Source organism: Actinocorallia lasiicapitis (assembly GCF_054778695.1).
In genome coordinates this window covers 1-19,749 of sequence record NZ_BAAGZI010000078.1, presented here as the reverse complement: position 1 = coordinate 19,749, position 19,749 = coordinate 1, and the positions used below count along the sequence as shown (strand labels likewise).

General features: G+C 67.9%; 17 protein-coding genes. 10 read left to right on the top strand and 7 right to left on the bottom strand.

What is annotated here, in order from left to right; genetic code table 11:
• Positions 1 to 366: 366 nt before the first annotated feature.
• The gene (locus tag ACYVE7_RS12065; RefSeq protein ID WP_460364717.1) at positions 367 to 1,179 is read left to right on the top strand and encodes a patatin-like phospholipase family protein; all 813 of its coding nucleotides are present in this window, start codon (positions 367 to 369) and stop codon (positions 1,177 to 1,179) included.
• 37 nt (positions 1,180 to 1,216) lie between these two features.
• Here ACYVE7_RS12065 and ACYVE7_RS12060 read toward each other — a convergent pair whose 3' ends face one another.
• The gene (locus ACYVE7_RS12060; RefSeq protein WP_460364716.1) at positions 1,217 to 2,368 is read right to left on the bottom strand and encodes a CobW family GTP-binding protein; all 1,152 of its coding nucleotides are present in this window, start codon (positions 2,366 to 2,368) and stop codon (positions 1,217 to 1,219) included.
• Between the two features lie 68 nt (positions 2,369 to 2,436).
• On the opposite strand from ACYVE7_RS12060, the gene rpmG reads away from it, so the two are divergent.
• From rpmG to rpmF, 5 genes are read left to right on the top strand one after another with little or no spacing between them, the layout of a single operon-like run.
• Positions 2,437 to 2,601 carry a 50S ribosomal protein L33 gene (gene rpmG / locus ACYVE7_RS12055; RefSeq protein WP_460364715.1) on the top strand — a complete coding sequence of 55 codons (165 nt, stop codon included), beginning with the start codon at positions 2,437 to 2,439 and terminating at the stop codon, positions 2,599 to 2,601.
• A 2-nt stretch (positions 2,602 to 2,603) separates the two neighbouring features.
• On the top strand, positions 2,604 to 2,852 hold the full coding sequence (locus ACYVE7_RS12050; protein WP_460364714.1) for a type B 50S ribosomal protein L31: 249 nt from the start codon (positions 2,604 to 2,606) through the stop codon (positions 2,850 to 2,852).
• The gene (rpmB, locus tag ACYVE7_RS12045) at positions 2,849 to 3,085 is read left to right on the top strand and encodes a 50S ribosomal protein L28 (protein ID WP_460364713.1); all 237 of its coding nucleotides are present in this window, start codon (positions 2,849 to 2,851) and stop codon (positions 3,083 to 3,085) included. The genes ACYVE7_RS12050 and rpmB overlap by 4 nt, the downstream gene beginning before the upstream one ends.
• Positions 3,085 to 3,390 carry a 30S ribosomal protein S14 gene (gene rpsN, locus ACYVE7_RS12040; protein WP_460364712.1) on the top strand — a complete coding sequence of 102 codons (306 nt, stop codon included), beginning with the start codon at positions 3,085 to 3,087 and terminating at the stop codon, positions 3,388 to 3,390. Before rpmB ends, rpsN begins: the two co-directional genes overlap by 1 nt.
• 10 nt (positions 3,391 to 3,400) lie before the next feature.
• Positions 3,401 to 3,565: a 50S ribosomal protein L32 gene (gene rpmF / locus ACYVE7_RS12035; protein ID WP_460364711.1), complete on the top strand. Its 165-nt coding sequence runs from the start codon at positions 3,401 to 3,403 to the stop codon at positions 3,563 to 3,565.
• A gap of 152 nt (positions 3,566 to 3,717) precedes the next feature.
• On the opposite strand, the gene ACYVE7_RS12030 is transcribed toward rpmF, so the two are convergent.
• Positions 3,718 to 3,954 carry a hypothetical protein gene (locus ACYVE7_RS12030; RefSeq protein ID WP_460364710.1) on the bottom strand — a complete coding sequence of 79 codons (237 nt, stop codon included), beginning with the start codon at positions 3,952 to 3,954 and terminating at the stop codon, positions 3,718 to 3,720.
• Between the two features lie 675 nt (positions 3,955 to 4,629).
• Complete coding sequence (locus ACYVE7_RS12025) at positions 4,630 to 5,802, bottom strand: Kelch repeat-containing protein (RefSeq protein ID WP_460364709.1); 1,173 nt, start codon at positions 5,800 to 5,802, stop codon at positions 4,630 to 4,632.
• 1,086 nt (positions 5,803 to 6,888) lie between these two features.
• Between ACYVE7_RS12025 and ACYVE7_RS12020 the strand changes: the two genes are divergently transcribed.
• A complete protein-coding gene (locus ACYVE7_RS12020) occupies positions 6,889 to 10,530 on the top strand; it encodes a hypothetical protein (RefSeq protein WP_460364708.1) in 3,642 nt (1,213 codons plus the stop codon).
• A 120-nt stretch (positions 10,531 to 10,650) separates the two neighbouring features.
• On the opposite strand, the gene ACYVE7_RS12015 is transcribed toward ACYVE7_RS12020, so the two are convergent.
• Both ACYVE7_RS12015 and ACYVE7_RS12010 read right to left on the bottom strand, forming a co-directional pair.
• Entirely contained in the window at positions 10,651 to 15,102 is a 4,452-nt protein-coding gene (locus ACYVE7_RS12015; protein ID WP_460364707.1) for an NACHT domain-containing protein, read from the bottom strand.
• A 316-nt stretch (positions 15,103 to 15,418) separates the two neighbouring features.
• Positions 15,419 to 16,666, bottom strand: coding sequence for an ABC transporter ATP-binding protein (locus ACYVE7_RS12010; protein ID WP_460364706.1), 1,248 nt, complete (start codon positions 16,664 to 16,666; stop codon positions 15,419 to 15,421).
• Positions 16,667 to 16,906: 240 nt separating this feature from the next.
• Here ACYVE7_RS12010 and ACYVE7_RS12005 point away from each other — a divergent pair, with 240 nt between their 5' ends.
• The 3 genes from ACYVE7_RS12005 (at position 16,907) to ACYVE7_RS11995 (ending at position 18,715) form a co-directional block, all read left to right on the top strand.
• Positions 16,907 to 17,941, top strand: coding sequence for a LacI family DNA-binding transcriptional regulator (locus ACYVE7_RS12005; RefSeq protein WP_460364705.1), 1,035 nt, complete (start codon positions 16,907 to 16,909; stop codon positions 17,939 to 17,941).
• A 10-nt stretch (positions 17,942 to 17,951) separates the two neighbouring features.
• Positions 17,952 to 18,392 (top strand): Lrp/AsnC family transcriptional regulator, encoded by a 441-nt coding sequence (locus tag ACYVE7_RS12000; protein ID WP_460364704.1) that lies wholly within the window; start codon positions 17,952 to 17,954, stop codon positions 18,390 to 18,392.
• 119 nt (positions 18,393 to 18,511) lie between these two features.
• Positions 18,512 to 18,715: a cold shock domain-containing protein gene (locus ACYVE7_RS11995; protein WP_460364703.1), complete on the top strand. Its 204-nt coding sequence runs from the start codon at positions 18,512 to 18,514 to the stop codon at positions 18,713 to 18,715.
• Positions 18,716 to 18,719: 4 nt separating this feature from the next.
• On the opposite strand, the gene ACYVE7_RS11990 is transcribed toward ACYVE7_RS11995, so the two are convergent.
• Together ACYVE7_RS11990 and ACYVE7_RS11985 are read right to left on the bottom strand one after the other, a co-directional pair.
• Positions 18,720 to 19,421, bottom strand: coding sequence for an AMP-binding protein (locus ACYVE7_RS11990; RefSeq protein ID WP_460364702.1), 702 nt, complete (start codon positions 19,419 to 19,421; stop codon positions 18,720 to 18,722).
• Between the two features lie 94 nt (positions 19,422 to 19,515).
• A partial coding sequence (locus ACYVE7_RS11985; RefSeq protein WP_460364701.1) for a response regulator transcription factor occupies positions 19,516 to 19,749 on the bottom strand: 234 nt, incomplete at its 5' end.

Sequence of the window (19,749 nt, the reverse complement as noted above, 5' to 3'; positions counted from 1 at the left end):
TACGACCAGGCGACCGCCTGGTCCCACCACGGCTACGACCTCACCGCTTGACATCCAACCTCCAGGGATGTCTGACCCCCGGGAACGGGAGCAGGTTCGGCCATGGCCAGCGGGGCTGGAGTTCTGGTGCTGCATCACCTCTGTGCGGCCAGGACGACAGTCTCGTGCGGGGCTCAGGTGGCCGCTGTCGCCGGATTCCACGCCCCCGTGGCCGCCGACGGGCCCGACAGCCTCTGCAACCTCGTAGAGATCACCGTCCGTCGATCGCCATGGCCCGTGACGTCCACGGGCGACTGCAGCTCGGTCGATGGTCTTAGGTTCAAGGTCCGATGGTGCCCGGCTGCGGGGGGTTTCTAGCATCAGGGCATGGTCTTCACAGCTGGCGTGTCTGATGTTGCCGTGGTTCTCGGTTCCGGTGGTCCGGTCGGTACGGCGTGGCTTCTCGGCCTTGCGGCCGGGCTGCGCGGTGGGGGAGTGGATCTGGGGCGGGCGGATCTGCTTGTCGGGACTTCCGCGGGTGCGATCGCCGCTGCGGCTCTGGCCACGGGACGTGATCTCAGCGAATTCGCGGACCTGCCGCCCGCGCCGTCCGGAGGCCCCGTCGGGGATCCGTCCGTGATGCCGCGCGTCTTCGAAGTGCTCGGCGCGCCCGGTGCGGACCGGCGCGCTGCCCTGCGGCAGGCCGGTGTGCTGGCCCGCAACGCCGACGCGCCGCCGGCGGAGCGGCACCTGGCCGACGTGCGACGTCTGATCGGTGCCGGCGCCTGGCCCCGGATACCCCTTTTGATCACTGGGGTGGACGTGACTATAGGCGAACCGGTGGTCTGGGATCGCGATAGCGGCGTCCCACTGCATATCGCGGTCGCCGCCAGTAGCGCCGCGCCCGGAGCGGTCGCGCCGATCACGATCGACGGCCGTCACCATATCGACGGTGCGTTCGGCGGGGGCTCTAACGCCCACCTCGCCGAGGGAGCGGGCACGCTCGTCGTCATCGAACCGCTCGCCCACCTGTTCCCCGCCCCGGCGGTCACCGGCGCTCTGAGGATCAAGCCGGACGAAGCCGCGCTGGACGCCTTCGGGCCCGACATCACCGACCGGAACCGGTGGGCCGAGGCGTACAGCGCCGGACTACGCCAGTCCACGGACGTCGCCGACCAGGTCGGGCCCCACCTTCCCTGAGCCGCCACCAGGAGAAGTGCGCTGTCGGTCGGGCCGGTCATGCGGTCTTCTGGGGGTCGAGGAGCGGGGCGAAGGGGTCGGAGGCCGGGGTCGCTGGTTCTCCGGGAGTCAGGAGGCAGGCGTCCAGGAGGGTGTGGATGTGGGTGCGGTCGAGGTTCGGGCCGGTGAAGACGAGGTGCTGGACGCGGTCGCCGTGCTCGGGGGTCCAGTCGAGTTCGGCGACGACGCGGCGTTCGGGTGGGAGTCCGTTCCAGTCCGCGTCGGGGAGGGTCGCGAGCCAGGGGCCGGCGTCCTGTATTTCGATGATTCCGGCGACGGCGTCCCAGGCGATCATCCGGTCGGGGCGGTTGGCGAGCCAGAACCGGCCACGGCTGCGGACGGATTCGGTGGCGAGCGCGTCGGCGGCGTCGAAGAACCGTTCGGGATGCAGGGGGCCGGTGCGGTGCCAGACGACGGTGTCGGCGGCGGGGGTGTGGGCCTCGCAGGGGAGCCGGGCGGTGGCGGGGTCGACCCGGGCCGCGAGTTCACCGGCGCACAGGCCGGGCCCGAGGACGGAGGGCAGCATCTGGCCGGGGCCGATGACCGGGATCGTGGGGGCCAGGTGCGACAGGACGTCGCGGCACAGGGCCAGGTCCTCGGGATCCAGGCCCGGTAGCGGGGCGGGCATCAGTTCGGGGAGCACCAGCGCGGTGGCGTACTCGATCTGACGGGCCAGGACCTCGGCCAGGAACCGTTCGTCCCCGGCGGCGCTGGACTTGGCGACGTCGCGCAGGCGTTCGCCCCGGCAGATGTCGACGGGCAGGTGCTCGGCGTCCAGCGCGGTCAGGACCGCCGTCAGCCGCAGGACGTCGCGCAGGTCCACCTGGTCGAGGGCTTCCGCGACGGTCCGGGGTTCGACGCTGTCCCACAGCTCGACGACCAGGACCGGGGCCAGGCGCGCCCAGGTCAGCAGTTGCGGCAGCAGATCCTCGCGCGTCGCGCAGGTGATGCACGCGTGGTCCAGCCGGATCTCGGTCCGCTCCCGCAGGCCGCCCGTATCGCGGACGGTCCGTACGACGGTGCCGGACTCGGCGTTCCGCAGGTCGTGGTGGATCGCTGCGGCGTCCGGGTTCTCGCGCAGCAGCCGGTCCACGACCGCGGTACGGGCGGGGCCGTGCACTCCGGCGACGAGCACAACGGGTACGGTCACTCCAGCCTCCAAGTTGAAACGATAACCGTTTTCATTATGATGGCACAGCCGTACGAAGGAGAGAACCCATGGCACGCAACGACGCCCGGCCGCTGATCAAACTGCGGTCGACGGCGGGGACGGGCCACACCTACGTGACCCACAAGAACCGCCGCAACACCCCGGACCGCCTGGCCCTGCGCAAGTACGACCCGGTCGTCCGCCGCCACGTGCTCTACCGAGAGGACCGCTGACCATGAAACCCGGCATCCATCCCGCCTACCTGCCGGTCGTGTTCCGCGACACGGGCGCGGACTTCGCCTTCCTCACCCGCTCGACCGCCACCAGCGACAGGACGATCGAGTGGACGGACGGCAACACCTACCCCGTCATCGACGTCGACGTCTCCTGCGCGTCCCATCCCTTCTACACAGGCCGGTCCCGCACCGTGGACGTCGCAGGCCGGATCGAGAAGTTCCAGCGCCGCTACGGGACCAGGCCGTGACCGCCCGCTGCCTGCTGACCGGCGCGAAGCCCCGGTTCGGCAAGAAGGTCTCCCACTCCCACCGGCGCACCAACCGCCGGTTCAACCCCAACGTCCAGACCAAGCGGTACTGGCTGCCGAGCGAGCGGCGGCACGTGCGGCTGCGGCTGTCGGCGCGCGGCATCAGGACGATCGACACGATCGGCATCGAGGCCGCCGTCGCCCGCATCCGAGCCCGAGGAGAGAAGATCTGATGGCGAAGAAGAGCAAGATCGTCGCGAACGAGCGGCGCCGGCTCCTGGTCGACCGGTACGCCGTCCGCCGCGCGGAGCTGAAACGGCTGATCCGCAGTCCCCGCACCGCCGAGTCCCTCCGGACTGCCGCCGTCCGGGAGTTGGGCCGCCAGCCCCGCGACGCGAGCGCGACCAGGGTCCGCAACCGCGACACGGTCGACGGCAGGCCCCGCGGGCACCTGCGCAAGTTCGGGATCTCCCGGATCCGCTTCCGGGAGATGGCCCACCGCGGCGAACTGCCCGGCATCACCAAGTCCAGCTGGTAAGGAGCCCGCCATGGCCGTCCCCAAACGCCGCACCTCACGCTCACGCACCCGGACCCGCCGCGCCCAGTGGAAGGCGCCCCGCCCCGACCTCGTCCCGATCGAGATCGACGGCACCACCCACCACGTCCCCCGCCGACTCGTTCGCGCCTACCAAGGCGGCCTCATCCAGCCGTGAACCGCGCCTCTTGATCGGTACCGGGTGCCGTGCGGAAATCCCGAGGCCGACCATGATCGTTCACCGCTCATGTACGTGATGACACGTCATCGTCACGTGCATGAGCGGTTGACCAGGCCAGGTGCCGCGGCCTCGCCCGGATCGCGGCGCTGTCAGATCCTGGTCATGGTGGAGACGTATCCGCAGATCCATGCGCCGGTGACGGTGGTGCCGTCGGCGCTGAACGTCCCTTCGTAGTAGGCGGGACTGCCCTTCACGCCGCCCCAAATGGTCAGCTTGTCGCCAGCCGGCTCGTACACGTAGTCAAGGGTGTTGCCGGTCGAGTCGTAGAAGCGCGACACCACGTCCGCGCCGGCCGGCTCACCGAACGGGCGCAGATTGCCGATCACTTCCAGGCTGGTGACGGGTTGCCGAACTGGCTGAGGTCGACGTGATGGAGCAGGAAGAAGCCGCCGGGCATCCACTCCTATTGGACGCTTCCCTCGGCGCCGCCGGTGATCGTCCAGGTGCCGACCAGGCGGTCCAGGGCCTTCAGGGCAGTGCTCCGCTCGTAAGTCTCCGGAATCTCGTTTTCCTTGCGGTTGGTGAATGCTCGCCGGTACCTCGGAGGCGGCCTGCGGGCCCCGAGACCTCGCGGATTCCCTGACCGGCAACCAGATCGAACAGCGCTATCTCCTCAACCGAGCCGACTACTTCAACTGGCATCCGCCCGGCCACCCCACGGCTCGAGCCGACCCACGCACAGCCGAGACCACGACACACCAGCGCGACGGCAGCCGCCACCCACGCGCCGCAACCCGCCCAGGGCTTCCCCAAACCACTGGCCAACCCCGAATGCCCGCAGACCATGCTGCTGGTCGCGCTGCCGGCCGGCGCAGCGAACTTCCGGCAAATCGGGACGAGACCGCTGACCTGTCCGAGAGGTTGCCGAGGCGTCTGGGTGCTCAGATCGCGGGCGTGTACCGAAGGCAAGTTGCGCTCGATCTCACAGTTGGCCTCACCCGACCGCACCCAAGAGCGCCACGAAGCCCCCACCAGTCCCACCACCGCCGATACCTGGCGTCCTACGGCGTTCCCGGGGCTTGCGACGCCTCGGCCAGGGCGGCTGACGGGTTCAGGACGAGGCCGCTGTTGAGTGGGGGGACGTCGCAGTCGGCGATGCCCGTGTCTTCGCATTCTTTGAAACCGCCCCAGACCAGGAGCTGCTTGCCCGTCCATAGGCGGGTGCCGCCGGAGCGTGGGACGCCCGCGTGCGGCGGGAGGTTCACCCAGCGGTTCTCCCGTTCGAGGAAGGCGAACCCTCCTTGTTTCGGACGACCGCCCCAGCTGAGGACCATGTCACCGGCACGGATCAGGGGGCTGACGAGGCCCTGCGGGACATCGGGCAGGGATGTCCACGGGCCCCGGGCGGTGCCACCGAACATCACCTGCCCGCCCCGTGAATCCTTGGCGTTGCCGACGAGGAACAGCCGGCTTCCCGTCCAGGCCATGTCGTTGGTGCGGCCCGTGCTCATCGGAAAGGCGGGCAGCCGCGACCAGGTGTCCGCGGCGGGGTCGTAGGCGACGCGCTCGTTGTGCGGCTCGGTGATGACGATCAGGCGGTCACCGTCCCAGATAGCGAAAGAGCGGTGGAATCCTTTGAGCTGGACGGCCGGCAGCTTCCGCCAGGTTCTCCTCTGCGGGTTGTAGGCGAGCCCGCTCGTCTTCCGCGATTGCCATTCGTTCGGGTCGCTGCCTCCCCAGACCACCAGCTCCGAGCCTGTCCACACCGCCACCGGCCCGCCGAACGCATACTTGAACGGCCACTTCGGACCGGCGGGCAACGCCTCCCACGCGTCGGCCTCAGGATTGTAGGCAGCCCCGTCGGTCAGCCAACGGCCCCTCACATCGGACCCGCCCCACACCAGCAGCCGACCCCCCGTCCACACCGACACGGCGCCCTTGCGCGCCGACAGCGGCCCAGCCGCGATCGGTCGCCAAACGTCCGTTCCCGGAGCATAGGCCGCCCCATCCGCCATCGGCCGCCCCGCCCTGAAGCCCTGCCACCCGGCCCCTCCCCACACGACCATCTCAGTGCCGGTCCAGGCGACGACCTCCCCTGTCCGAAGACCCAACGGCGACGCCGGAATCTCCCGATCCGCTTCCGCAGGCCCGACTGCGTCCCCCCGCCGATCCCCACCGCCCGAGCACCCCGAGACCACCACGATCAACACCACAGCCAACCAGATCTTCCGCATACCACTCCTCAGCCAGGTCACCTACAGACGACACCGACCGACCCCGACGTTGCACGCACCCGAACCCCACCGGCCAACCGCCCTGAACGCAGAGCAGGTCCCGCTCTTGCCGCTGAGCTGAAGATCGGGATGAGTATCGCGGAGGCCAACCGTGCCAAGAAGATCGAGACCACGGTTAAGATCTTCATCTCCCGCAAGGTCGGAGTCGCCACCAACGGTGCGCCCACCCGTGCAAACCTCGCGGCATCGGCACTGGCTTCACAGCCAAGCAGCTTCGCGGGGCGTATCCCAAACTCCGCCTCAACACCGTCACCGTGCCCGGCTACCGGCACGTCGATCTGGGCTTTCAACTCAACAAGGTGTAGGTGATGCCGCTCGGCGGAGACGCGGAAGGGCCTGTCCTCGTCATCGATAGGTGTGGTGGCTTGCTCTCATGCTCACGCTGAGTGCGGGAGTCGTTTGGAGCGGGGTGAGATCAAAGCGGGATTTCTGGCTGGCTGGGTGGCGGGGTGGGCGTGCGAAGTGATTTCTTCTTTTTATGGCTTTTGCGTGGCGTGGGCGGCTGATCGCCTTGGGGACCGGGGTGGCGACGGTCGCTGGGGGTGTGGCCACGAACCGGGTGGAGGGGCCCTGGTGGGTGCAGGTGCTGTGGTTCTCGGGTGCTGTCGGGTCGCTGCTTGCGGCCGGTTGGCTTCGGTACGCGGCTTCGCGGACTCTGCCGCCGGCGGGCGGCACGGGTGGGGCTTCTGTGGTCGTGTCGGGCACGGGGAAGGCGACGTCGGGTTCCGGGGGTTCGGCGAACACCGGGTTGCGGGGGTGGGCGGGATCGCTGCCGGATCAAGTAGCGGTGGAGCGGACCGGGGTCGCGGAAGCCTCTGACGGTGGGAACGCCAACACCGGTGTTCAGCTCGACTGATGGATCGTGAGACGAGGGTCAGAGCGCGCGATTCGGTGACTCGACACGCCACCGTCGCCCGTACGGGCGCAGCGACCAGTACCGGTGGATACAGCAACTCCGGCCATCACGAGGGCGATGTGTATCTCGCCCCTCCCGCGGTTCCCGCCCGGTCGTTCTACCTTCACCAGGTGGCGAGGATCGTCCCGGATCTGCTGATCGGCCGGGAGGCCGAGCTGGCGGAGCTCACGGAGTTCTGTCTCGCTGACGATGATGTGCTGCCGAGATACCTGTGGTGGCGGGCGGATGCCTGGGCGGGTAAATCGGCGTTGATGTCGTGGTTCGTTCTTCATCCGCCGGTGGGCGTGCGGGTGGTGTCGTTCTTCATCACCTCCCGGTTCGCGAGCAACTCCGACCGCACGGCCTTTCTGGAGATCGTGCAGCAGCAGTTGGCGGAGATCACCGGCCGGCCGGAGCTGCAGCCGCTTTCGGAGGCGACTAGCCAGTCGCGGTTTGGGCAGCTGCTGCATGAGGCCGCCGAGGTCTGTTCCCGGGCGGGGGAGCGGCTGGTCCTGCTGGTGGACGGCCTGGACGAGGACACTGGGATCGGTGAGGGAACCCATGGGCACAGCATCGCCGCGCTGCTGCCGTCCAACCCGCCGCCAGGCGTACGGGTGGTGGTGGCGGGACGGCCGAACCCGCCGATCCCGTCCGACGTCCCGGCCCACCACGCCCTGCGCTCCCCGGACATCGTCCGGCGCCTCGCCGCATCGGACAAGGCGAGAGTGATCAGGGACATCGTCATGCGGGAGTTGGACCACCTGCTGGAGGACACCGGGATCGCGAACGAGATCCTCTGTCTGGTCACAGCGGCCCGCGGCGGCTTGAGCGCCGAGGACCTCGCCGAGCTGACGTCCGCACCGTTGCGGACGGTGGAGAAGGTCCTGTCGCGGCCCTCAGGACGGACGTTCACCGGCAGGACGGGACGCTGGCGGCCCGAGACCGACCGCAGGCTGTTCGTCCTGGCCCATGAGGAACTCCAGATTCACGCGGAGAAGTACCTGGGCGCCCGGACCCTCGCGAGCGTCCGCGAACGCCTGCACCGCTGGTGCGACAGCTACAGCGGCAGGGGCTGGCCGGCCGATACCCCGGAGTACCTGCTGCGCGGCTACTACCGGCTGCTGGCCTCCACCGAAGATCTGCGGCGAATGACGGCGTGCGCTGCAGATCTCGACCGGGCGGACCGGATGCTCGACCTGAGCGGTGGCGACGCTCAAGCACTCGCCGACATCGCCGCCATTCAGGACCTGTGGTGTCAGCAGGCCGAACCGGATCTCACGGCGGCGCTCGCCGTCGCCATCACTCGTCAGAAGATCGTCCAGCGCAACAGCAATGTCTCCAGGGCTCTGCTGCGCGCCTGGGTGCTGCTCGGCAATCCCAACCGCGCTGAAGCACTCGCCCACTCCGTCGCCCCACCCGGCGACCGGGCGGAGACCCTGATCTCGCTCGCCAATGTGATGGCAGAGACAGATGACGTTGAACGTGCTCGAGGCCTGGCCACTCAGGCCCAGACCATCGCCGAAACCATCCCTGATTCAGACAGCCGAGCGGCAGTCCTGATCCAGCTGATGCTGGCGGTGCTGGAGATCGATGGTGTCGACCGTGCAGAAGAGATCGCCCACTCCATCGACAGACCCGATGCTCGGGCGTCGGCGCTGACCGCGTTGGCCGGGGTGATGGCGGACAGGGACCTCGACCGTGCTCGTGGCCTGGCTCACCAAGCCGGGACGGTCGCTCGTACGATCCTCGATTTCGGCGGGCAGGCAGCGGAACTGACCTCGCTGGCGGGAACGCTAGCGGATGCCGGTGAGTATGGCCGGGCTCGCGAGCTGGCCGAACAGGGTGGCAGCATCGTCAGTCGGCTCCCCCTGGCTTACGACCGGGCTTCGGCGTTGGTCGCCTTGGCGGCGGTCATGGCGAAGGCCGGCGAACACGACCGTGCTCTCGAGTTTGTTGAGCAAGCAGAAACTATCGCTGCCGACATGCCCAGGCCCGGCGAGCGGGCGCAGGTCTTGGCATCGGTGGCAACGGTTCTGGTGGGTGTTGGAGACATCGCTCGTGCTGAGGCCATGGCACAAATGATCAACGAGCCCGACGAACAGGCGTTTGCTCTGACCTCGCTCGCTTTGGCGATCGTGAAGGCCGGAGATCCCGGCCGGGCTGAAGCGATCATCCGCACGATCTCAGTGCCGAAAGATCAATCATGGGCGCTCGTGCTGTTGGTCGATGCCCTGCTGAAGATTCCGAACATCGATTGTGCAGAGGGCCTCGCGCGAACCATCACTGAATCTCACGATCGGGCGGAGGCGTTTACCGCGCTGGCCGAAGCAATACTGGAAAGCGGAGATATCGACAGGGCCTGCGACGTTGTAGAACAGACTTGGATCAGCCTCAGTAACATCACCTCTCCTCGCGCTCGGGCACTGAGGATGGAGTCGCTTGTCGAGGTTCTGGCGAATGCAGGGGACCACGAGCGCGCCGAATCACGGGCGCGCTCCATCGCGATCCCTGAAGAACGGACTGCGGCGCTGGGCGCCTTGGCGAGCATCCTTGCGGAGTTCGGGGACATCGATCGGGCTCGAGGACTCGCTGAGCAAGCCGAGGCCGCTGCACGTACGATCCCCGATCGCAGCGACCAGGTGGCGGCACTGTGGGCCCTGGTCGAGGTGGTGCTGGATCTTGAGGACAGTGACCGAGCCGAAGAAGTCGCCCGAACCGTCCCCGCTCCTGAGGTCCTAGGACCTGTATTGATCTTGTTGGCGAAGCGGTTGGCGTATTCAGAAGGCCGCGATCGGGCACGAAGACTGCTCCGTGTGGCCGAAGGTCTCGCCCGAGCGATTACCAGCACCGATGACCAGGCGTTCGGATGGGCATCGTTGGTCGAGGCGGTGGCGGCGGTCGGGGATTTCGATCATGCAGAGGCGATCGCCCACTCCATCACCGACCCTGACGTTCTGGGGTGGGCGTTGAGGGAGCTGGTGTTCGCCCTTGCTGAGGACGACCAAATCAGTTGTGCTGAAGCGATCGCAGGTTCAATGGCCGATCCCGAAGATCGGGTAGCGGCGTTGAGTTTTTTGGTGAAGGCGATGGCGAGGGTAGGGGAACTCGACCGTGCTCGTGAACTGCTGGCTGAAGCCGAAACCATTGCTCGTGCCACTGCTGCCAACCTGTTCGGTCACCGGGAGTCGGCCTTGAAGGCGACGGCGGCCGCGGCTGCGGCGCTTGGTGACTTTGATCATGCCGAGGCGATCGCCCGCTCTATTAATGACGCTGACCTGCAAGGGCGGTCGTTGAGCGAGCTCATAGATGCCCTTGTGGGGGACGGCCAGGTCGATCGTGCTGAAGTGATCGCTGGTTCGGCCACTGTTCCTGAAGTTCGGGTCGCGGTATTGAGCTCCTTGGCGGCGGCGATGGCGCGTACCGGGGAGGTCGCGCGGGCCAGGGAACTGCTTTCCGAAGCGGAGACCGTCGCCCGCTCTGCTCCTGAGCTCCGCGGCAGGGAGCGGGCGCTGCTGGCGGCGGCGGAGGCGGCGGCGGTAGTCGGCGATCTTGATCGTGCCGAGGTGGTCGCCCGCTCCATCACCGATCCCTATCTCCAGGGATTGGCCTGGAGATCGCTGGCGGAGGCGACGGCGGCAGGCACTCAGCCGCCTGATTCGCGAGGAAGGCTCCTAGCCCAGGCCCTCGTTCGATGCGACTACTGGGAGGTTCTCGGACCTATTGCCCGGGTCGCTAAGCAAGCCGTCATCGCTAATGCCCACCGGATTCCCTGAATTCTCGGTCCATGTCTACGGGATCGCTCCCTCGGCGCGGCTGTCCGGATTGCCATTGCAACTTTTCGTGAGGGATTCCTAGTCTGGGTCTCCGTTGGTGACCACGGGTATGGGATGTGGTCATGGGGGGCGCGGTGATGCGTGGCTGCCGTTGGGGGTGGGCGGCGCCGGTTGTGTTCGTGGTCGCGGGGTACGCGGGGTCGCCGAGTTCGGGGGTGACGTTGCCGAGCCGGCCGTCGACGCGGCCGGGGATCGTGAGCCGGAGGTACTGGAGAGTGCTGTGCGGTAGGTATGGCGGGCGGAAGTGGGATCGGGGAGGAAATCGAATGCCTCTTCGATCCAGGCCTGATGTTTTGGGTTGGCAGGCAGGCTGTCGAGGACCGTGGTGGCCCAAGCGGCATCGTGGTCGAACAGGAGCGCGGTTGCGGCGTAGCGCACGTGGAGAGGTTGTTCGTCCATAAGCGCGATGAGACTGAGGCATTCGCGGTCAGGGCAGAGTTCCGTGAGGATCTCCCGACGGGGCGCGTCAGTGGCGAGCCAGTTGCGGACGGTCTGTGCAAGTGCGCCCTGCGGAATTTCAGAATGCGAACGGAGCAGGCGGAGCGCGGCCGTCGCGATCTCAGGCGAGGTGCTCGGGTCGAGAGCAAGGTTCGACAGCGTGGATGGGTGGCCGGCTTGGGCTAGATGGGCAGCGAGAGCCAAGCGGTCATCCGGAGCGAGATCGTCGCTGCAGAGGCGTTCTGCCGTGCCTGCGTGCCTATCGTCCTCTGTGAGGAGCCAGGCGAGCAGGCTCCGCCGGTCTGCGGCAGCAAGTGCGTCACCCACCACTAGGCGGTGGAGATTGCGGGCGCGCCAATGGGGTCGGAGCAGGTTCTGGAGAGCGACGTCACGGACCGTTCCGTGCAGGGTGTCGTCCAGGGCGAGCCTGACGACTTCTTCGCGGTCGTCGCTTACCCGGGCCAGGGCAAGGGCCACGCCGTTGCGAAGGTTATCTGTGCTCACGCCCGGCTCGAGGAGGACTCGCAGGAGCGTAGGGGAAAGGCGTCGGTGATTCATCTCGGTGAACAGCACTTGCTCGAGGGCCACGCCGAATTGGCGAATCGTGGTCGCGAGGTATTCCTGTGGCAGATTTTCCCGGCGTAGGAGGCGGAGGACCACTGCAGTCCGCTCCTCCAACGTGAAGTCGGCTCTCGACGCGAACGGGCCGGCTTCCTCGCTCGGCACGAGACGCGCGAGAAGCTTAAGGGTGGAGATCCGCCATGGGGTCTGCGGGGGTGCGGCCAATCGGCGCAAGAGGTCTAGATCAGGTGTTCCGGTCAACAGTGCGAAGGCACGATCCGCCGCCAGCGACCGCACCGCCGATTCCAGCACGTCTGCAGTGGCCAGGTCGCAGAGGACTGCGGCCGCTGACAGGCCGCTGCGGCCGGAGAGGATGTGAATCACGGATTTCACGGCTTGGGGAGGGAGGACTCCCGAATACACGAGATCGGCGAGCTGGGCCTCAGTCAGGTGGTTTGCGACGAGCATGAGATGCCCGGCAGCAGGACGGCGATGTGCCCGCCCCCAATGTCCGTGCAGCGCAGCGACCAGCGGGCTCGGATCATCCCCGAGCACAATGAGATATCCGGCGACCCTCATCTTCTCGGCAGGGCTGAGATCAGCGGCGTCAAGTAGGGGGCGTAGCGCATCGGCCCCAAGTGCGAAGATCGCCGCCTCACTTCCGGCGATCCCGCCCAGAGCGAACAGACGTCTAGCCGCTGACGGGAACCTTGACAACGCCTCGAACGCAGCCGCTAGCAAACGCTCATTGGGGACGTCCGAATGGCGGGGCGCCTGTCTGCGCGGAGGCAGGGCCGTTGCCTCCATAAGCAGTGCTCCCTCGTCGAGCAGCGTCGCGGCGGCTTCGCAGAGCAGTTCGTCCAGGTCGGAGCGCGCTGGAGAGGGCCTGGCCGCAGGCGCCAGAGCGGGTGCTTGGATCGCGCGTACCCATGTTCGCCACCCCCGACCTCGCCCTTGCGCTCTATGAGTATCTGGAGCATGTGCCCGGATCAGGCGTTCCAGGGTCTCGGCCGCTCGCGAATCGTTGTTCGGCGCCAGTGCTGCCGCTGCCTCCACGGTCTCCTCTGGTCGAAGCTCGCTCCCGGCGATCAGCTCGCCGAGGACTCGATATGCGTCGGGTGCTGCATCAGGTGATGCAGAGAACCTGATGAGCAAGAGCGCAGCGGCGAGACGGTCGGAATCGGTGGAGTCGGGGTCTTGAGCCAGCCCGTTGAGGACGGTGAATCCCTCGGTATGGCCCTGTGCCAGCAACGTCGCCGCAGCCCCGCGTCGGACGGTGACGACTTGCAGTGGGTCCTCCGCGGCGCGAACAATCAGCGGGATGGCGAAGGCTGGCAGATCCTCGCTGAAGTTCGCGGGATCGTGGTCGAGTCTCCCCGATACGCGGGGATCGCCGCGGCCGAGGAGTCGAAGGATCAGGAAGTAGGCGGCGCGCGGGTGGTTCAGTTCGAGCTCGGTGATGACGGTAGTCGGAAGGCCGCTCTCTCGATCGGTCTCCGCTAGGGAATCGGCGATCGACGCGCGAATCCAAGCGTCAAAGGTGTTGTCGCGGGCGAGGTCCTCCAAGTGTTCCCTTACGAAGGGGTCGGGCAGGCCCATGAGTAGCTCCAAGCATTCACCCATGGTCGTGGGCTCGGCTGGCAGCAGAGTGAAGAGCTCCTCGATGATCTGTGCTCTGAGCTCCGAACAGACCTGCATTCCATCGACGAGGACATGGCCCGGCCCGATCGGCCCGTCAGTAGTCAGGAGTCGATCCACCACGGCATCGACGTTCATCGCTGAGCGTGCGAGGGTAAAGAGGGCGAGGCTGCGACGGATCGGATCCCTCACCTCCGCTCTCCACCGTCCCTCCAGGAACGGTTGCTCCGCGGCGATCAAATATTCGGCGATGCTCCGATGGAGAAAGTCGATCCCCTCGCCGATCGACGTTGAGTTGAACATGCCAGTGCTCATGAGAACACCCGGAAGCGCACCGATCCACTGGGACGGCAGGATGCCGGGCCTCTCGCGCCGGATTTCGTTCTCGACCTCGCTGAGTAGCGTGTCCGCCCGCCCCTCGACGGCGGCGCGGGCCGCGACCGCCAACAATCGGGGTGACCACTCTACGAGCCATTTGGTGATCTCCGCGCTCGGACCATTGGAGACAGCAGGTCTGCCTTCGCCGAGGAGGTTGATGAACTCGCCGTACAGTTCGCTGCGGGAGGACGGCAACGTCGGGTTCCGCCCGACACGCTTCTCGAAGATCATGATCGCCATGGTTGCGAGAAGAGGTATACGGACTATCTCCGTGATTCCGGCACGCTTTACCTCGGTCGAGAAGCCGAGCGTTAGCTCCTGGACGGTCATGTTGCCGTGCCGTCTGACGTCGAACCAGCGTGTCACGAAGGCGTCCAGACTGGCCTTGTCGAACGGCTGGAGCCGGAAGCAGACTGCCCCGGCTGCGGCGAGCTCGGCGTTCTCTTCGCTAGTCAGCGGACGAGTGCTGATCATTAGCCGGACCGGACTCTCATCCTGCCGCATGATCGTCATCAGTTTCCGGAGGACCTGCAGCCGTTCTTTCACATCGACGATCTCGTCGAGGCCGTCCACCAGGACGAACCAGTGGTGGCCAGGCAGCGGAGAACGCGAGAAAAGGTCGCCGTCTGTGCCGAAGGCAGCTCCGAGTGCGACCGAGAGCTCCGCACCGAGCAGCGAGGTCGCCCTGATCCGGACGGCCAGTCCGCCTCCGAGCGGGGCATGGGCTCGAGAACGCTCCGTGAGCCACCATTCAGCGCAGTCTGCGACGATCTTTCCCAGAACAGAGGTCTTCCCACCGCCGGCAGGAGCCTCGAGAACGATATGCCGATGGCGGGAGAGAAGATCGCGGACGGTGAGGGCGGGCGTCTCATGGGGCTGCACCCCACTCTCAGCGGCATGCTGTTCCACAGGCCCGCCCCCGAGGGCGCGCTGCTCCACATAGACGCGCTCCAGCGGTGCAGCAACAAGGCTTCCGAACTCGTATCGTCCCTCTTCGGCCGTGCTCCGGAGCCTTTCCAGGAACAACCTGATCTCCTCGGGCAGGCGCGCCCGGTCACGTCGGCGCCGGATCACATGCCGGGCGAACGCGACGGCGGCAAGGAACTCGAGGGCGGTACCCGCCACGATCAACGGGATTCGGACGGGCACCATCCATACCGCGGCGATCAGTGGTCCCAGTCCGGCAAGGCCGCAGGCGGACATGAAGATCGGCCGACCCGCGATGCGGGATTCCCTGAGGAAAACCACCAGCGCAAGGACTCCGCCCACCACCGAGGCAATCTTGTCCGCATTGTCGAGAATCGCACCCACGTCGAAGAGCCTAGAGACACGCAAGGCTATTTGGCGCCGATTCGGGCAGAACCCTCCGAGCGGCGGGTCGATGATCTTTGATGGGTATTCGGTCCTGATCAGGGCCTCTTCAACGCGCCAGATGACCCAGCGTTCGTCGCGATGGCCTGCCAGGTGCTGACGTGCGATGTCGTTGAAGACGATCACGGCCGCGTCGAACTCGGGTCGTCGGCATGGTGGCGTTCAGCTCCGCCCCCGTGGGGGTCGGTGCTGTCCAGGCAAGTGAGCGCGCGTCGCAGTGCTGACGGATTTCCGAGAAGCCCTGCACGCTCCGTCCAGCAGCTTCAGACGCGAGGTCGCCCAAGCCGTTCAGGCCCGCGCCGCGTGCGCGGGATCGTCGAAGAGGGCACCCGCTCCATGCTCGCCCCGGCACGGCCGTGAGGGGCGGGGACGCGGACAGGCCCCTGTTCCCACCCCCGATGGGGGAACAGAGGCCTGGTGGTGGCCGGGAAGGGCCGGGAAGTTACTTGCTGAGGCCGATGCGTTCGGCTGCGGCGGCGGCGTCCGGGTGGCCGATGGCCAGGCCGGTGTTGTTGTCGAAGAAGTGCAGGCGGTGGGTGTCGATGCCCAGCTCCAGCTCCTGGCCCGGACGGACCCGGCTGCGGGCGTTGACGCGGGCGGTCCACAGCGCCTTGTTGTCCAGCAGCGGCAGCGTGGCGGCGTCCTGCTCCTCGCCGTCGGTCGCGTCGCTGGCCAGGTCGGCGGTGTCCTTGTGCTCGACCGGCGGAGCGTCGATCGCGAAGATCACGTTGATCTCGGAGCCCAGCTCCTCGGTGACGTTCGCCTTGACGTTGATCAGCGACCAGTCCGGCTTGGCGTGCGCCGAGTCCTCGAAGTCCGACGGGCGGATGCCGAGGATCAGCTTCTTCCCGACATAGCTCTCCAGGTCGGGCTTGGCCGCGAAGATGTCGGCCGGGACCGGCAGGCGCAGGCCCGCGAACTCGACGAACGCGCCCGAGGCGTCCCGGACGAGCAGCGCGTCCGCGAAGTTCATCGACGGCGAGCCGATGAAGCCCGCGACGAACAGGTTCACCGGGTAGTCGAACAGCCGCTGCGGGGTGTCGACCTGCTGGAGCTTGCCGTCGCGCAGCACCGCGACCCGGTCGCCCAGGGTCATCGCCTCGACCTGGTCGTGCGTGACGTAGATCGTGGTGACGCCGAGCCGCTCGTGGAGCTGCGACAGCGAAGCGCGCATCGAGACGCGGAGCTTGGCGTCCAGGTTCGACAGCGGCTCGTCCATCAGGAACGCCTGCGGCTCGCGGACGATCGCGCGGCCCATCGCCACACGCTGGCGCTGGCCACCGGACAGGGCGGCCGGCTTGCGCTTGAGGTACGGGTCGAGACCGAGCATCTTCGACGCCTCGGCGACGCGCTTCTTGATCTCGTCCTTCGGGGTGCCGCGCAGCTGGAGGCCGAACGCCAGGTTCTGCTCGACCGTCATGTGCGGGTACAGCGCGTAGTTCTGGAACACCATCGCGATGTCGCGGTCCTTCGGCGCGAGGTCGTTCACGACCCGGTCGCCGATGGACAGGGTGCCGCCGGAGATGTCCTCCAGGCCGGCGATCATGCGCAGCGCGGTCGACTTGCCGCAACCGGAGGGCCCGACGAGCACCATGAACTCGCCGTCCCTGACCTCCAGGTTCAGGTTGTCGACGGCCTTGCTGCCGCCGGCGTAGATCTTGTCGATGCCGCTCAGCGTGATCGCTGCCATCGCGGACCCCCCTCGGGAATGAATACGTTTCCAAGAAACTTACTTAACGGATCCTATGGTCTGTCAAGACCGGTTCGAACCCTCTGTGGGTAAGTCTGCAGGCTGGGGCTTCGTCTTGTCGAGAGAAAACTGGTGTAGACCTGTCGCGGCTTGGTGTGGATCACGTAGAATGGAAACGTTTCCAAACAGGATCCACGTGCGAGGATGCCCGGTCATCGGAGTTCAGGGAGAGGCGGACGCGTGGCCAGCGTGACGATCAAGGACGTGGCGGCCGCCGCGGGAGTGGGCGTCGCGACCGTGTCCCGCGTGCTGTCGGGCACCGGCTCGGTCAGCGCCGCCACCAAGGAGAAGGTCCTGGCCGCCGCCAAGAGCCTCGACTACCGGCCCAGCGCCCTCGGCCGCAGCCTCAAGACCCAGCGGACCGGCGTGATCGGCCTGATCATCCCCGACATCGCCGACCCGTTCTGCGCCGAGTTCACCGACGGCGTCCTGGCCGCCGCCCGCACCCAGCGCGGCCAGATCCTCCTCGACGTCTCCGGCGACGACCCCGCCCTCGAAGCCGAGATCGTCGAACGGTTCGCCGAACAGCGCGTCGACGGGATCATCGCGATGCCCGTCCGCGGCCGCCCCGAGACCTGGCGTTCGGTGGCGAGCCTCGGCCTCGGCCTGGTGTTCGCCGGGCGGACCGTCGAGGAGATGCCCGGCACCGCGACCGTCCTGGCCGACGAGGCCGGGGGAGTGCGGTCGGTCGTGGAGTACCTGGCGGGCCTCGGCCACCGGCGGATCGCGTTCCTCGGCGGGCGGGCCGCCGAATCCAGCACCCGCAGGGAGCACGAGGAGGTCTTCCGGGCCACCCTGGTCGATCTGGGCGTCCCGGTAGACGAGGACCTCGTCGTGCGGGCCAGGCCCACCGCCGACAGCGCCTACGCCGCAGCCGCCAGCCTGTTCATGCGCCGTCCCGACCTCACCGCGGTCGTCGCGGCCAGCCACCAGCTCGGCGAAGCCGCCGTCCTGGCCGCCCGCGAGCTCGACCTGCGGATCCCCGCCGACGTCTCCATCGCCGTCGTCGACGACGTCCCCTGGTCGGAACTGTGCGACCCGCCCCTCACCGTCGTGTCCCGCCCCGCCCGCGACATGGGGTACCGGGCCTGCGAGCTGCTGCTGCGCTCCCCGGGCCGCGCACAGGGCCGTCCGGTGGTCCTGCCGACCGAGCTGGTGGTCCGCGCGAGCTGCGGACCGGTGGCCGGTTCCCCCCGAACCGCACGGGGACGGTAGATTTCCCCTCGTGGAGGACACCGACCGGCAGATTCTGCTCCTGCTCGCCCGCGACGGCCGCATGAGCTTCACCGACCTGGCCAAGGAGACCGGCCTCTCGGTCTCGGCGGTACACCAGCGCGTCCGGCGCCTGGAGAAACGCGGGGCGATCAAGGGGTTCAGCGCCCAGCTCGACCCCGAGGAGATCGGCCTGTCCCTCACCGCGTTCATCTCGATCAAGCCGATCGACCCGGCGGCCCCCGACGACGCCCCCGAACGCCTCGCCCACCTCGACGCCATCGAGGCCTGTCACTCCGTCGCCGGCGAGGAGAACTACATCCTCAAAGTCCGGGTGGCGACCCCCAGCGACCTGGAGACCCTCCTCAAGGAGATCCGCTCGGCCGCCAACGTCAACACCCGCACCACCGTCGTCCTCAGCACCCCCTACGAGGGCCGCCCGCCCCGGCTGTGACCGGAATCCCCGCCCGAAGCGGTGATCGTGATCTGAGCGCGCTGTACAGAGCCGCCGTAGCGGCTCAGGATGGCTCTCGGTCATCGGAGTCACCGGTGCGGAACAGGTGTGAGGCAGCGATGGCAACGGTCGACGGGACCGTGGTGGCTTTCGACAACGGAGCCGGACGGATCGCGCCGGAGAAAGGCGGCCGGGAGGTCCACGTGGACAGCGCGGCCATCACCGAACCCGGTGTGGAACGGCTGGAGGTCGGGCAGCGCGTCCGCTACGACATCCGTGAGTCGACGACGGGTACCGAGGCCGCCAACGTCGTCCTGCTGTAGCGCGTCAGACGCGGGCCGGGAGACGGCCGGGCTCGGCCACCACCGTGACGAGCCGCGCGTCGTGCAGCCCGCCCGCCACCAGCAGCGCGCCCCGCACCAGCACCAGCGCCGCGAGCGCCGACAGCTCGGGGGAGGAGTCGGGGCACCAGCCGACGAGCACGACGTCCGCCGGTTCCAGGCGCAGCGGCTCGTCCATCCGGTTCATCATCGTGAACAGGTCGGCGTGGTTCAGGCGCCGGCCGTCCGGCAGCACCAGCGCGTCCCGTAGCGGCGAAGGGCCGGGCAGCACCACCGGGCCGCGCGAGTGCAGCGAACCGAAGTCGACGGTGCCCTCGGCCTCACCGAACGACACCACCTGACGGACCCGTGACGCCTCCGCGGCCTCCACCGCCAGCTCCGCCAGCTTCGGGGTCGTGAACACCATCCGGGCGTCCAGCTCGGTCAACCGGTCGGCGAGCTCGCCCGCCGTGTCGGGCACCGTGCACGGCGCGGCCACCGCGCCCGCCGCCAGCACCGTCTGCACCGAAAGGGTGTGCGCTGAGATCGTGTCGGCCAGCACCGCCACCACATGCCCGGGACGCATCCCGCGCGCCCGCAACCCCGTCGCCACCCCGGTGATCTCCGCCGCCAGCCGGCGGCGCGACAGGCTCACTCCGGCCTCCATGTCGATCAGGGCGGGCCGGTCGTCGGCTGGAGGAAGGTTCATACCGTCGAATCTGCCATCCGAGGCCGCCACGGCACATCGGGAGATATGCGTAGCGGCATATGTAGATGAGATCGGTAGCCACCTATGTAGGCGCTCAGCCGCGCTGCTCGAGCCGTGCCGCGATCTGCGCGCGGCCCGTCAGACCGAGCTTGCCGAGGATGTTCGACACATGCCGCGCCGCCGTCGCCTGACTGATCACCAGCTCCGCGGCGATCGCCCGGTTCGACAGGCCGCGCGCCACCAGCCGCGAGATCTCCAGCTCGCGCGGGGTCAGCGGCGACACCGCCCGCTGTGCCCGCGCCGGGACCGCCGCGCCGTCCCGCACCGG